Genomic DNA, 14277 nt, shown 5'->3' on the forward strand with positions numbered 1-14277 from the left:
CTCTCGGTCTTATTTTTTATCATTCTGCATGTATCACAGTAAGTACCTGACGAAAGACTTGATTTTTGCAGGTGGTATTGAGACTGGTATTGGGATGGCTTTCCACAATTTTCATAACGGTATAGAGACCAACTCCTCTCTCCTCCCCTTTAGAACTGGCTCCAAAGGAGAAAATCTCAGAAATATCTATGCCCTCTTCTTTAATGGAATTTTCAATGATAAAAGTCTCCTGTGCTCCATTTTTTAAAAAGGCGATTGAAACGTGAGGTTGACTAGCCTCTGCACTGGCTTCAATAGCGTTGTCACAAAGGATAGACACAATGGTTAGAAAATCAAGTAGGCTCATCCCCTCAACCTGAATCTCCTCAGGAACTTCGACATTAAAGACAATCTTCTTATCCCTGGCCTTTAAAAACTTTCCTGCTAGGAGACTTTTGAGGGCTTTATCACGAATATTCACGAGTCGTCCAAGATCATATTTATTGTCCTGCAATTTTTCACTGGAATCCTTTAAGACCGAGTCGTAGACCTCTTTTATCTGCTCCATATCCTCCTCTTCAATGCCCAGACGTAAGCTGGTCAAGAGGTTGGTGTAGTCATGGCGAAAACTCCGGACTTCCTTGTAAAGTTCCTCTATATGCCGACTATAGCGTTCCATATCTCTGTAGCGCAAGACCTGCTCTTGGTCCAGTCTCTCATGAAGTTTGTCCTTCAAATAGGTATCCAATTTCTTGATCATCCCCATAAAAAAGAGCAGGTAAAAGACTAGGATGAGATGGCGAACAGTCGTTGATTGAATCCCCTGTTCATATTCAAAGAAAGATAGATTTTCCATGACTAGATAGTAAGCCCCCATTATCCAGTTAATCTTAGTCAGGGACTTTTGAAAACCTTTATCTAGAATCTCCCTTCTCAAGCTAGTGAAATCATAGTCTAACCATTTCAAAAAGGCTAGAGAAATGAAGAAATTGAAAATTATTATACATAACCCAGTAAATGAGTAGTCATTATATACTTGCCCTTGTCCCAAAAATGGAAGCACAAAATAAGAAAGACCTCTATAAAAGAGATTCACCAATATCATTGGAAAGAGACCATAAAAGAAAAGGAGTTTTTTAGGAAGCCCTCTTAACAATAAGAAAGACAAGCCTATACCGTACAAGGGTTCCATAAAATAAGATAGGTAATGATTTCCTACTATATAGCTAATCATTACAAAAACAAAGGCCAATAGTATCTTAAAAAGAAAAGCCTTAAAAATCCTCTCAAAAGTGAGACCAATTCCATCCACCTTAAAGAAAATGACAATTTCTAGTCCCTGAGTAACAAGTGTATACAATATAATCCAAATATTATACATAAGTTCTCCTAGCTCAATGTAAGTTATTGATAGCCTCAGACACTTCCCTGACCTTATAACGGGCGATTAGACAGCTTCCACCATTAGGAAAGAAAAGAAGTTTCTCTTTCTTATCCAAACGAACTACATTGGCAGGATTGATGAGAAAAGAGCGGTGGCACTGCAAGAGACGGGGCTCCTGCTTGAAAACCTCCTCTAAACTCGCTGTAAATTCCAGCCTGTCCGTCTTGGTATAGAGAATAACACGATGGGCTCTGGGCGACGTTTCGAGATAATAAACCTCTTTAAAAGGATACTGGAATTGGGCAAATTTTGATTTAAAGTAAAAGCAATCTTCAGCTAGAGTTTTACTGTCTTGACTATTGGCATAGAGAAGGGCTGTCTCGATACGAGATTCAAACTCCTCTGCTGACAAGGCCTTATCAATGTAGTCCAAAGCAGACACTTGGTAGCGAAAGGATAGAGGCATAAACTCCGAGTGAGTCGTCACAAAGACGATGAGAGCATAAGGATCTCGATCCCGAATTTTTCTAGCCACTTCCAGCCCCTTCATCTCCTCATTTCGAATCTCAATATCCAAAAAGAATAGCTGATGGGCGCCCTTCTCATGCACCTCTGCAAGCAGTTGGTCTGGCTTACCAAAGACCTCAAAAGAGCTGGGAGTGATATGATGTTCTTTCAAGAGTTTATCAATCGTCGTTTCAATCCTAGTCTGTTGGGAAAAGTCATCTTCTAAAACAAATATTCTCATCTTCTTACTCTCCTTGTTTCGATTTCTTCCTAAAAAGAGAATAGCAAAAATACTCTGATACAAGCACACCCAATCCTAAACAGTCTTTGAAAGCTCCTAAAAGGATTATTTTTCTACAACATCATGATGAGCTTACAACTATTTTATCATAAAATCTTAACAGTACCATTCAGGAAATTTCAAGAACAATTAAAGATTTTATGGTGAAAAAGAAGATAAAAGTGATAGAATGACAGTATCAAAATACAGTTGCTAGAAACAAGACTGGCACCCAGATTAAAGGAGGAATTCTCATGACAGATACAGACCCTATCAAAAGAGCTCAAGCTTTGATTACTGACTTAAACAAAGTCTATCAAGCATGCAAACAGGCAACCGCTGACGACGTCCGCTTTCAGGAGCAATTAGACTCTATTCTTGGTTTTCTAGCCAAGGCTGAGACAGTGGACAATCGATTCTTGATTGAACTGGAAAAATTTTACCAGACTTCCAGTCTTCTCATGGGACTCAGCGCTCTTGATCCAGATGCTCCTACTCGCGCTGCTTGGCGGGCCTATGACCGCTTCCACTTTGACCAAGTCAAGACCAAGTTGAGTCTCTACGGACCAACCATTATCTTGTAGAAAATAAAAGAAGCTGAGACAAACTGAACTCAACTTCTTTTTTAGTGTCATATAAGCAAGATTAGTCCTGCATCTGACGTTTGACCTGATAAGGCAAATACAAGACTTGTAAAACCAAACCTGCACCCAGCAAGGCTAGAAGGGCTAGTTTTTCTTGGAAGGTAATCAACCCAACAACTAATTCCACAAGTAAAACAAAACTGGTCAATCCTCGGACTACCGCCTGCAAGCCTTTTTCTTTTTTCCCCTTGTCCAGTGGAAAGAGTTGGGTCAAATACTGGTAGTCAAAGGCGTGATAGAGAGCCAACAACTGGAAGAGCAAGAGGTAGTTAAAGAGAACCACCACTGCTGTCGCAATCCAAGCTTGCTCGATAAAGACCTGCGCCAGTATGGACAGCAAGAGCAGACGGAGACTGAGCGCAAAGAGGTCTCCATTTCGTAGATAAGAACGCAGATAGAGATTTTGCCAAATCTTCCCAGGCACCTTCTGAACAGCCTTTAGGATAAAGTCCAGATAGGCACGACGCTTGACGCTGTTTGAAATCCCCTTGACCTGCGTAAAGAGGGCAAAGAAACGAAGCAAGACTTGCTTGCGCTTGCTTTCTTGGGAAATGACAAAGTCCCAGTTGAGACCAGTTCCAGTGAAAAATTTGCTGGCCTTTTGACGAAAGAGGAAATATTTTCCTACCCCCAATAGGAGCACATAGACCAGAAAAACTGGCAAGCCAGAACCCATTGCCAAAAATAACGGCGCAAATAACAGCAAGAAAAGAGTTTGGACAAAGAGCCAAAAGACTAGAGAAATGCTAGTTTGACGTTTTAGATGGAGCTTGATTTCCTCTTCCCCAACCAAGAGAAAGAGCTTGTCTGGAGCCTCCATATAGGTGGCAATTCCACCCCAAAGCAAAAGTAAAATAGAAGTAATCCCTACAAACAAAAGGATAGGCCAATGATTTTCAGGAAAATGTTGTAAGAGTTGACTGTATTGGTAGGCTAGAAAGCCCAGCAGGACAAGCAGGAACAAGACAAAGTGGTCATTGAGAACATAGCGCAGATAACCGACACACTCCTTACGAAAAGCCTGCTTTCTCTTTAAAAACAAGTCTTTCATAGCTCCTCCTCTTTGGTCAGAGCCAAGTAAATATCATTCAAACTAGCCTCAGGCATATCAAAGGCTTCGCGCAGTTGCAGAAGATTTCCCTTAGCACGCACTTCCCCTTTGTGAAGAATGACAAAAGCATCACACATCTTCTCCGCAGAGTCCAGAACGTGGGTACTCATAAGAATGGACTTGCCCTTTTGCTTTTCAACTTCCAAAAGCTGGATCAAGTCAGAAATAGCCAACGGATCAAGACCAAGGAAAGGCTCATCCACGATGAAAAGACTTGGAGCCACCACAAAAGCACAGATAATCATGACCTTCTGCTTCATCCCTTTTGAAAAATGAACAGGAAACCAGTCTAATTTCTGGTCCAGACGGAACATTTTCAACAAAGGTTCCACTCGCTCAAAAGCCACTTTCTGCTCAATACCATAAGCCATGGCAACCGTTTCGATATGCTCTCTGAGGGTCAATTCCTCATACAGACTAGGTGTCTCAGGAATGTAGCCAATTTGCTTACGGTAGCTTGTCGCATCTTCTTGCAGGGTCAGGCCATTGATATTGATGGAGCCACTATAAGGTGTCAACAGACCGATAATCTCATTGATTGTCGTCGATTTCCCAGCACCATTGAGACCAATCAAACCAACCAACTGCCCACTTTCAACAGTAAAGGATATATCTTTCAAGACAGGTACATGGACATAGCCACCTGTCAGGTTTTTAATTTCTAACATATTTTCTCCAAATCTGGTATAATGTAGCTATATTATATCAAAATTCAATACAGTAGAGGTAGATTTTATGTCAGATTGCATTTTTTGTAAAATCATCGCAGGGGAAATTCCTGCTTCAAAAGTATACGAAGATGAGCAGGTTCTTGCCTTTCTTGATATCTCTCAAGTGACACCTGGACACACCTTGGTCGTGCCAAAGGAACACTATCGCAATCTTTTGGAAATGGACGCTTCTAGCGCCAGCCAACTCTTTGCTCAAGTACCAAAAGTGGCTCAAAAAGTCATGAAAGCTACTAAGGCCGCTGGTATGAATATCATTGCTAACTGCGAAGAAGTCGCAGGGCAAACAGTCTTTCATACCCACGTTCACCTCGTGCCTCGCTACAGTGCAGACGATGACCTCAAGATTGATTTTATCGCCCACGAACCAGACTTTGACAAACTTGCCCAAGTCGCTGAAACCATCAAAAACGCCTAAGGAGTTGCCATGAAATTATCCAACCTACTACTATTTGCAGGAGCTGCAGCCGGAAGTTATCTGGTCACAAAAAATCGCCAAACCATCACAGATGAAGTCTTGAATACAACTGACCGCGTTCAAGCTATCAAGGACGATGTGGATATTATCCAAAATAGCCTGCAAATCATCGACCAGCAAAAAGAACTGATCAAAGAATACCAAGAAGACCTAACTTACAAGTTTAAGGTCTTGGAAAAAGATATCCAGACTAGACTAGCTGTGATCAAAGAAACACAGGAAATTGAAGATAAGTAAAAAGAGCCCGACGGCTCTTTTTAGTTCATAGATTTTTTAAGACTTTCCTTAAGTAATGACGGACGGTAGCGACCTTCTTCGAAGTTCCATACCTAAACTTTGAGCCTAGGTCTCAAAGTTTCCGAACACCTGAAACAAAACTATTTCAGGTGTTTTCATTACGGCGGAAAGTCTGGGAAAGTATTTGATTTATACTCAATGAAAATCAAAAAGCAAACTAGGAAGCTAGCCGCAGGCTGCTCAAAACACCGTTTTGAGGTTGTGGATAGAACTGACGAAGTCAGCTCAAAACACTGTTTTGAGGCTGTAGATAAGACTGACGAAGTCAGTAACATATATACGGCAAGGCAACGCTGACGTGGTTTGAAGAGATTTTCGAAGAGTATTAGTTATGGAATGGTGAATGAGTTGTCTAAATTGTGGTGTATAGTTGACGGGATATGGCTTGTTTACGCTTTAAAAAGAGCCGAGTGGCTCTTTTGGTTTATTCTCCTTCAAAGGCATCTTTTATATGGTCAAAGAAGCCTTTTTTCTTTGGATTAACTTTTAAATCACCAGCAGCTGCGAATTCTTTAAGTGCTGCTTTTTGACGGTCGTTCAAGCCTGTCGGTGTTACGACATTAACGGTAACGTATTGGTCACCAACTGCACCGCCACGAAGACTTGGAGCTCCCTTGCCACGTAGGCGGAATTTCTTACCAGTCTGAGTTCCCTCTGGGATAACCAATTCAACATCACCGTGAACAGTTGGGATATCAACTGTATCACCAAGAGCTGCTTGGACAAAGTTGAGGTTGAGATTGTAGAAGATAGTGGTTCCTTCACGTTCAAACTTGTCGCTGGCTTCCACAGAAACTACTACATACAAGTCCCCATAAGGTCCACCATTAAAGCCAGCTTCTCCTTGACCAGCTAGGCGGATTTGTTGACCTGTTTCCACACCGGCAGGAATTTTGACATGTACGCTATGGGCTTGTTTTTCATGACCTGTTCCGTGACAAGTTGTACACGGATCTTTGATTTCTTTTCCACGACCGTGACAGACATCACAGGTTACTTGGCGACGCATCATACCAAGCGGAGTCTGCGTATCGACGTTAATGACACCAGCGCCATGACAGCGTCCACAAGTGACTGGACTTGTTCCTGGCTTAGCACCTGAGCCATTACATGTACGACAGCTTGCTTCACGATTGTACTTAACTTCTTTTTCAGTTCCAAAAATAGCTTCTTCAAAAGTCAAGTTGACACGGTATTGGAGATCATCCCCTTGACGAGGGGCATTTGGATTGCGTGAAGCACCGCCTCCGCCGAAGAAACTTGAGAAAATGTCCTCAAAACCACCGAAGCCACCTGCCCCGTTGAAACCGCCAGCTCCACCACCGAAGCCTCCAAAGCCACCGTTGGCACCAGCAGCACCGTATTGGTCATAGGCAGCACGTTTTTGGTCGTCACTCAAAGTCTCATAGGCTTCTTGAACTTCCTTGTACTTTTCCTCAGCACCAGGCTCCTTATTGATATCTGGGTGATATTTTTTGGAAAGCTTACGATAAGCCTTTTTGATCTCGTCTGCCGAAGCGTTTTTTGACACCCCCAGACGATCATAAAATTCAGTATTGTTCATAATTCAAGATACAAAGGGCGTCAAACGGACACAGGCAAAATAGGAGTTTTGACGACGGACGCTTGCGTCCTAGAAAAAACTATCTTTTTGGCACGGTCCGTAGCCCGTGTTCAGTTACGAACACCCTTGTTCCTTTCTATTGTTATTGTGAATCAAACCTCGATTTAGGTCGGGTTCAATTCCTTTCTTTTATATTGATGAGATAAAACCCAAACAAATCAGGTAAGTCCCTTTTTATCGAAAAACAGAGGCTGGGTTGCAACCTCTGGATTTCTTCCTATCATTACGACGTTCGAGTTTTAAAAATCAAACTAGTAATGCTAAATCGAGCACTCCCTAACCTCTTGGTGAAAAAGACAAATCTTCCTAGAAACTAAAGTTTCTGCGTCAGATTTCCTATTTTCACTGTGAGGTTTTAACGGGCTTTGCATCTTACTTTTCAGTAAACTCTCCGTCTACGACGTCATCGCCTGCATTTCCTGTTGCTTGTGCGCCTTCTGCTCCTGCTTGAGCTTGTTGGGCTGCTGCGGCTTGTTCGTAGAGTTTAACAGCAAGTCCTTGAGCTTTTTCGTTCAATGCTTCAAGTTTTGCTTTCATGTCGTCCAAGTTGTTGTCTTCTTGAGCTTTCTTAAGGTCATCAAGAGCAGCTTGAGCAGCGTCACGTTCTGCGTCGAATCCTTTGCCTTCAGTTTCCTTGATAGTCTTTTCAGTCGCAAAGATAGCTTGGTCTACTTCGTTACGAAGGTCTACTTCTTCTTTACGTTTCTTATCTGCTTCAGCGTTAGCTTCTGCATCTTTCATCATGCGGTCGATTTCTTCGTCAGTCAAACCTGAGTTCGATTGGATAACAATTGTTTGTTCTTTTTGAGTTCCAAGATCTTTAGCCTTAACAGATACGATACCGTTCTTGTCAATGTCAAATGTTACTTCGATTTGAGGAATTCCACGAGGTGCAGCTGGGATGTCTGTCAATTGGAAACGTCCAAGAGTCTTGTTATCTGCTGCCATTGGGCGTTCACCTTGAAGAACGTGGATATCAACGGCTGGTTGGTTGTCTGCCGCAGTTGAGAAGACTTGTGATTTAGATGTTGGAATAGTAGTGTTGCGGTCGATGAGTTTTGTGAAGACACCACCCATTGTTTCGATACCAAGTGACAATGGTGTTACGTCAAGAAGAACAACGTCTTTAACATCACCAGTAATCACACCACCTTGGATCGCAGCACCCATAGCAACTACTTCGTCAGGGTTTACTGATTTGTTTGGTTCTTTACCAGTTTCAGCCTTAACTGCTTCTACAACAGCTGGGATACGAGTTGAACCACCAACAAGGATAACTTCGTCGATTTCTGACAAGCTCAAACCTGCATCTGAAAGGGCTTGACGAACTGGAACTTTTGTACGTTCAACAAGGTCACGAGTCAAATCGTCAAATTTCGCACGAGTCAAAGTCATTTCCAAGTGAAGAGGTCCAGCTTCTCCAGCAGTGATAAATGGCAAGCTGATTTGAGTTGAAGTTACACCAGAAAGGTCTTTCTTCGCTTTTTCAGCTGCATCTTTCAAACGTTGCATTGCCATCTTGTCAGTAGACAAGTCAATACCGTTTTCTTTCTTGAATTCTGCTACCAAGTGGTCGATGATTTTTTGGTCAAAGTCGTCACCACCAAGTTTGTTGTCCCCTGCAGTTGACAATACGTCGAAAACACCGTCACCCAATTCAAGGATAGATACGTCGAATGTACCACCACCAAGGTCAAATACCAAGATTTTTTCTTCTTTGTCAGTCTTGTCCAAACCGTAAGCAAGAGCGGCTGCAGTTGGTTCGTTGACGATACGTTCTACTTCAAGACCAGCGATTTTACCAGCGTCTTTTGTTGCTTGACGTTGAGCATCGTTGAAGTAAGCTGGAACTGTAATAACTGCTTTAGTTACTTTTTCACCAAGGTAATCTTCAGCGTAGCCTTTCAAGTATTGAAGAATCATAGCTGAGATTTCTTGTGGAGTGTATTCTTTGCCGTTAGCAGAAACTTTTTCAGAAGTTCCCATTTTAGATTTGATAGAGATGACTGTATCTGGGTTTGTAACTGCTTGACGTTTTGCAGCATCACCAACGATGATTTCACCGTTTTTGAATGAGACTACAGATGGAGTTGTGCGGCTTCCTTCTGGGTTTGCAATGATTTTGCTTTCAGTTCCTTCAAGAACTGCTACTGCTGAGTTTGTTGTACCTAAGTCAATACCGATAATTTTAGACATGTGTTTTCTCCTTGTTAGTTAATTTTCTATTTTTGATATTTCCCTTAAGTGGTGGGGACGTGAGCAACTCCCTACGGGATTTCATCACTTATTTTTGAGCCTATTGTCTCAAAAATCCCCTGTTTCAGTAGCTTTTGCTACTGAAACTTTCACCACGGTAGGAAATATCTTCCTTGCAAGCCTCCGGCTTGCCTCTTAACTTTCTTCATAGTTTAGTGTCGTTTCGGACAAGTTTGCTATTATGTAAATTACGACACGAGGAGTCGAAATCGATTTTATTTCGACGATGAGTTAGTAAGGAGGCTAGGCAAACGCCATAGCGATTGCCGTTTTCTGACGAGTTGCTTTAGCTACCGTCAGAATTGCCTAGTTATAGACAACTACCATGGCTGGGCGCAGGATGCGGTCATGGAGTTTGTAGCCTTTTTGGAAGACTTGGGCGATGGTATCTGCTGGGTGTTCATCGTCTGCTGGGAGAGTTTGGATAGCCATATGGTAGTTATGGTCAAATTCACCGTCAGCTGCGATTTCTTCGATTCCTTCTTCTTTCAAAGCGTGAATCAAGCTTTCTTGCACCATCTCCAAGCCCTTCTTCACATCGTCTGTCAATCCTTCAACTGCAAGTGCACGCTCTAGGTTGTCCAAAGAAGGAAGAATCGCTTTTGCCAAGTCCTGGCTACGGTAACGTTGCAAGTTTTGACGCTCTTCGTTTGCACGGCGTTGGATATTTTGCATTTCTGCATGAGCGCGAAGGTATTTATTTTCGAACTCATCTGCACGTTCATTTGCCAAGTCCAACTCAGACTTCTCAGGAGTTGTTTCTTCAGCTGTTTCCACAACTTCCTCTTCTTGGACTTCTTCTACTTCTTCATTTTTTATATCTTGGGCCATTTTCGCCTCCTTTAATGATTTCAATCTTAATGTACTTCGTAATGATTACTGCTAAGGTAGCGGTAAAAATCTGTCAACTTCATGGTTAACACACGATTGACCACATTGACTTGGTTGATTAGCTGTTGGTAATCCAGATTGACTGGACCGATAATGGCTAGAATTCCAACTCCCCGATAAGGAATGAGGAACTTGCTACTAATCACTGCTAGGTCTGCTAGACAGGACTCTTGACTGTCCGCAACACGAACATTTTGCATCTGATCTTCATGCAACCCTTCACGAATCTCCAAGGCCACCTTTTGCGGTTGATCAAAAAACTGATAGGCTGCCAGATTAGCAAAATTCAAGAGATTGACCTTGCCCGCCACCACAATGTTTTCGTTGAACATTTCCTTAAAAATGTGTTCAAAGAGATCAATGACATTATCCGTTGTTGTAAAGTAACGCTGGATAATCTGCGGAATCTCCGTTCGAATCTTGTAGTGAATATCTAGAACGGTGTGACCGAGGAAACGTTCCTGAATGATATTCTTCAGTTTCAGCAAATCCTCCTGCAAGAAGTTCCTTGGGATCAGAAACTGACTAGTAACCGTGCGCGATTCGTCTAAGGTGAATACTGCCAAGGCTGTATGTTGCCCCAAAACAACGATATCAAAGGCTGTCAAACGTTGCCTGCTCGGCTCAACATCCAGTGCTACTACCGTACAGCCACTCAGGTCTGTCAGTAGGTTAGCAGCCTCTTGCAGAATATCCTCCAGTTTGAAGAATTCCTGATCAAAGGCTTTGACAATCTCATAAACCTCATTTTCAGCCAGTCGGTCAAAATCCAGTGAGTGTTTCACATAGTACTGAAAACCAGCAACACTTGGCATCCGACCACTTGAAGTATGGGCCTTCTCAAGCAAACCTTGCTTTTCTAGAGCTGCCATATCATTACGAATGGTTGCACTGCTAGAGTTAATAGACTCTTGCAAGGCTTTGGATCCGACAGGTTCGTGCGTTTTGGTAAAGATGTCAATAATCAGATTTAGAATATCCTGCTGACGCTCTGTAACCATCTCATCACTCCTCTCTGTCTGATCGATTAGCACTCGATACACTCAAGTGCTAACTTATGATTCTATTATACACCCTTAAAAGAGAATGTCAAGACAAAAACTCAAAAAATTAGCACTCTTTTACCAAGAGTGCTAAAAATCAGTCTAAAGACCTAGAACCTTACTGTTTATCTACTCGATATTTCCTTTTTAGTCTGAAATAACCATAGATTAGATAAGAAATCATGAAAGCATACAAAACAAAAATAATGAAGAAAGACATAGCAAGCTCTTCTTTAAATAAACTCATACAAATAACAAGACCACCTAAGAAAGTAGCTGTACATGAACGAAGTCTATATCGCATGACTGCCCATCTGAAATCCTTACTCATATAGACTTGATCCTCTGGAAGTAAATCAGAAGATGATTTACGAAGAATTGAACAAAAACCTATTTCTATCAATTCCCAACCTCTATTTCGAAAATCTTGCAGCTCTTGCTTATACTTTTTAAGAAATCTAGAATCATAGATACGGTAGATGATATCGTCTGATTGACATTGGTCAAAATAGAAAAAACCAAAACGACTAGTTCTATACCTCCACCCTTTCAAATGCATCTCATGTAAATATTCTTCTTCCTTGTCCAAATCAAGAATAGTGAAAATCCGAAATTGCTTTTTATTTATCATGACTTCCCCTCCAATTTTGAGCATACTTACCCTATCATAAATCTGATAATTCCTTCTTTTTATGCCATAACTTCCAGCTAATATAGGCAACTATTAACAAAAGGATTAAAGACAAGAAAATATCTAGCCCAACCGCAAGTAAACTCCATAGACCATACGCATTACTTCTATTGAGCAATTTAAGTAAGAATGGTATATGTATGGCTAGCAAAAATAAAACAGGTACTAATCGCAGTCTTAAAATGCGATTAACCATAGTCAACTTCCCAGCAGCGTCATTATAGATTTCAAATTCTGCATTCGATTCAATTTCAGAATGTGCTTTTCTAAAATAGGAAAAACTATTAAAGTCTGTAATATGCTCCCAACCACAGTCTTTAAATAGTTGTAAATAGGAGGCTCTCTCTGATTTTTCCATTGGGTAAAAATCCAACTGATAAGACACTTGCTCAGGGTGACATTTTTCAAAGGTATACTTAACTGCAAACAATAAGATAGAATAGCTTACTTTCCTAAGTTTCCAGCCCTTAGCATGCATTTCTCTAAAGTATAGAGCCTCTCTCTCATAATCCGCAATTGTAAAAATTCGATAAACAATTTTCTTTTCCATCATACTTCTTCCCGACTATTTCTGTAGAGGCGTTCAATACGCTTCAATTCAATCTCCAAAACTTTTCGTCCCAAGTCTGTCATCTGATAGATTTTCCGTTTTTCCTCTTCGCGGACAAAGGAAATCAAACCATCCTTTTCCATCTTTGACAAGGTTCCATACATAGTTCCAGGACTAATCGAAACTTGTGAATCTGTCATCTCCTTGACCTTTTGCGTAATACTATAACCATGACCTTCCTTTTGCAGACAGAACAAGATATAAAAACCCGTTTCCGTCATCGGAAGATAAACTCGACGAATCTTATCCGTTAATTCCATTTATAAGCACCTCCTATTCAGTTCGATATATCGCACTTCGTTATATAAAATATATCACACCTCGATATAAAAAGCAAGAAAAAAAGACCGCCCTCAGGCAATCTTTCTTCTATATTAGTAAAGATCTAAATAGTTATCAATTTCCCATTGTGAAACGAAAGTTGCATAACTTGACCATTCAATTCGTTTAGCTTCAAGGAAACTAGTATAGATATGTTCTCCAAGAGCTGCTCTGACAACTTCATCTTCAGTCAGAGCTTTCAAAGCGTTGTGAAGAGTTGATGGAAGGTCTGTAATACCAGCTTCCTTACGCTCTTCTGCTGTCATGATGTAGATATTTTCTTCGATAGGAGCTGGTGCTTCGATTTTGTTTTCAATACCATGCAAACCAACCTCCAAAAGAACCGCCATAGCGATATAAGGGTTCGCCATTGGATCCACTGAACGCAACTCAAGACGAGTTCCCATACCGCGTGAAGCAGGTACGCGCACAAGTGGCGAACGGTTACGACCAGCCCAAGCAATGTAAACAGGAGCTTCATAACCCGGAACCAAACGTTTGTATGAGTTAACTGTTGGGTTCATGATAGCAGTATAGTTATAGGCATGCTTGATCAAACCACCAAGGAAATGATAAGCCGTTTCTGACAACTGCATTCCTTTTGGATCATTTGGATCAAAGAAGGCATTATTTCCTTCTGCATCAAACAAGGACATATTACAGTGCATACCTGATCCAGCAATACCAAATTTTGGTTTTGCCATAAAGGTTGCATAAAGACCATGTTTGCGAGCAATGGTTTTAACAACAAGTTTAAAGATTTGAATCTTATCACAAGCACGGAGAACTTCATCGTACTTAAAGTCAATCTCATGTTGTCCAACCGCAACCTCATGGTGACTCGCTTCTACTTCAAATCCCATTTTGGTCAAGACATTGACAATCTCACGACGTGTATTGTCCGCAAGGTCAGTAGGCGCCAAATCAAAGTAGCCACCCTTGTCATTCACTTCAAGTGTTGGGTCTCCATTTTCATCCAATTTAAATAGGAAGAATTCTGGCTCTGGTCCAAGGTTGAAGGATTTGAATCCTACTTCTTCCATGTGACGGAGAGCACGTTTCAAATTACCACGAGGGTCACCTGCAAATGGTTCACCTTCTGTTGTATAGACATCACAGATCAAACCTGCAACACTTCCGTTTTCATCTCCCCAAGGGAAGACTGTCCATGTATCCAAGTCAGGATGCAAGTACATATCTGATTCATTGATACGTACAAAACCTTCGATAGAAGATCCATCAAACATAGCCTTGTTTGACAAGACTTTATCTAACTGTTCATCTGTAGCAGGAATTTCGACGTTCTTCATCGTCCCCAAAATATCTGAGAACATAAGACGAATAAAGGTAACATTTTTTTCCTTGACTTCCCGACGAATATCTGCAGCTGTGATTGGCATGAGTTTTCTCCTTAATGTATGACTACTTGCGGT

At 41.4% G+C, this 14277-nt stretch carries 16 protein-coding genes; 4 read left to right on the forward strand and 12 right to left on the reverse strand.

All coding sequences use genetic code 11. From position 1 onward, the window contains the following. Nucleotides 1-19 precede the first annotated feature (19 nt). Both CJ239_RS03290 and CJ239_RS03295 read right to left on the reverse strand, forming a co-directional pair. On the reverse strand, nucleotides 20-1360 hold the full coding sequence (locus tag CJ239_RS03290; protein ID WP_102210547.1) for a sensor histidine kinase: 1341 nt from the start codon (nucleotides 1358-1360) through the stop codon (nucleotides 20-22). Nucleotides 1361-1373: 13 nt separating this feature from the next. Further along, nucleotides 1374-2111: a response regulator transcription factor gene (locus CJ239_RS03295; protein ID WP_102210548.1), complete on the reverse strand. Its 738-nt coding sequence runs from the start codon at nucleotides 2109-2111 to the stop codon at nucleotides 1374-1376. 293 nt (nucleotides 2112-2404) lie between these two features. Here CJ239_RS03295 and CJ239_RS03300 point away from each other — a divergent pair, with 293 nt between their 5' ends. After that, nucleotides 2405-2734 carry a helicase BlpT gene (locus CJ239_RS03300; RefSeq protein ID WP_102210549.1) on the forward strand — a complete coding sequence of 110 codons (330 nt, stop codon included), beginning with the start codon at nucleotides 2405-2407 and terminating at the stop codon, nucleotides 2732-2734. A gap of 61 nt (nucleotides 2735-2795) precedes the next feature. Here the strand turns inward: CJ239_RS03300 and CJ239_RS03305 are convergent, their stop codons facing one another. Both CJ239_RS03305 and CJ239_RS03310 read right to left on the reverse strand, forming a co-directional pair. Further along, nucleotides 2796-3845, reverse strand: coding sequence for an ABC transporter permease (locus tag CJ239_RS03305; protein ID WP_102210550.1), 1050 nt, complete (start codon nucleotides 3843-3845; stop codon nucleotides 2796-2798). Further along, entirely contained in the window at nucleotides 3842-4573 is a 732-nt protein-coding gene (locus tag CJ239_RS03310; RefSeq protein ID WP_102210551.1) for an ABC transporter ATP-binding protein, read from the reverse strand. Before CJ239_RS03310 ends, CJ239_RS03305 begins: the two co-directional genes overlap by 4 nt. Nucleotides 4574-4640: 67 nt before the next feature. Between CJ239_RS03310 and CJ239_RS03315 the strand changes: the two genes are divergently transcribed. From CJ239_RS03315 to CJ239_RS12055, 3 genes are all read left to right on the forward strand, one after another. Continuing rightward, nucleotides 4641-5051, forward strand: a complete 411-nt coding sequence (locus CJ239_RS03315; protein ID WP_049487995.1) for an HIT family protein — start codon at nucleotides 4641-4643, stop codon at nucleotides 5049-5051. A gap of 9 nt (nucleotides 5052-5060) precedes the next feature. Further along, nucleotides 5061-5348: a hypothetical protein gene (locus CJ239_RS03320; RefSeq protein WP_000777754.1), complete on the forward strand. Its 288-nt coding sequence runs from the start codon at nucleotides 5061-5063 to the stop codon at nucleotides 5346-5348. Between the two features lie 198 nt (nucleotides 5349-5546). Beyond that, nucleotides 5547-5705, forward strand: coding sequence for a hypothetical protein (locus CJ239_RS12055; RefSeq protein WP_257994408.1), 159 nt, complete (start codon nucleotides 5547-5549; stop codon nucleotides 5703-5705). A 127-nt stretch (nucleotides 5706-5832) separates the two neighbouring features. Here the strand turns inward: CJ239_RS12055 and dnaJ are convergent, their stop codons facing one another. The 8 genes from dnaJ to glnA form a co-directional block, all read right to left on the reverse strand. Next, nucleotides 5833-6972 (reverse strand): molecular chaperone DnaJ, encoded by a 1140-nt coding sequence (gene dnaJ, locus CJ239_RS03330; RefSeq protein ID WP_102210552.1) that lies wholly within the window; start codon nucleotides 6970-6972, stop codon nucleotides 5833-5835. Nucleotides 6973-7404: 432 nt separating this feature from the next. After that, on the reverse strand, nucleotides 7405-9228 hold the full coding sequence (dnaK, locus tag CJ239_RS03335; protein WP_102210553.1) for a molecular chaperone DnaK: 1824 nt from the start codon (nucleotides 9226-9228) through the stop codon (nucleotides 7405-7407). Nucleotides 9229-9594: 366 nt separating this feature from the next. Beyond that, the gene (gene grpE / locus CJ239_RS03340; RefSeq protein WP_000046029.1) at nucleotides 9595-10119 is read right to left on the reverse strand and encodes a nucleotide exchange factor GrpE; all 525 of its coding nucleotides are present in this window, start codon (nucleotides 10117-10119) and stop codon (nucleotides 9595-9597) included. Nucleotides 10120-10145: 26 nt separating this feature from the next. Then, nucleotides 10146-11180, reverse strand: coding sequence for a heat-inducible transcriptional repressor HrcA (hrcA, locus tag CJ239_RS03345; RefSeq protein WP_000255756.1), 1035 nt, complete (start codon nucleotides 11178-11180; stop codon nucleotides 10146-10148). Between the two features lie 160 nt (nucleotides 11181-11340). Beyond that, a complete protein-coding gene (locus tag CJ239_RS03350; RefSeq protein WP_102210554.1) occupies nucleotides 11341-11853 on the reverse strand; it encodes a DUF2812 domain-containing protein in 513 nt (170 codons plus the stop codon). Between the two features lie 34 nt (nucleotides 11854-11887). Then, nucleotides 11888-12463, reverse strand: coding sequence for a DUF2812 domain-containing protein (locus CJ239_RS03355; protein ID WP_102210555.1), 576 nt, complete (start codon nucleotides 12461-12463; stop codon nucleotides 11888-11890). Next, nucleotides 12463-12783, reverse strand: coding sequence for a PadR family transcriptional regulator (locus tag CJ239_RS03360; protein ID WP_102210556.1), 321 nt, complete (start codon nucleotides 12781-12783; stop codon nucleotides 12463-12465). Before CJ239_RS03360 ends, CJ239_RS03355 begins: the two co-directional genes overlap by 1 nt. Before the next feature lie 114 nt (nucleotides 12784-12897). After that, nucleotides 12898-14244: a type I glutamate--ammonia ligase gene (gene glnA, locus CJ239_RS03365; RefSeq protein WP_102210557.1), complete on the reverse strand. Its 1347-nt coding sequence runs from the start codon at nucleotides 14242-14244 to the stop codon at nucleotides 12898-12900. Nucleotides 14245-14277: the final 33 nt, after the last annotated feature.

The sequence above is a fragment of the Streptococcus sp. UMB0029 genome (assembly GCF_002871495.1).
Classification (GTDB): domain Bacteria; phylum Bacillota; class Bacilli; order Lactobacillales; family Streptococcaceae; genus Streptococcus.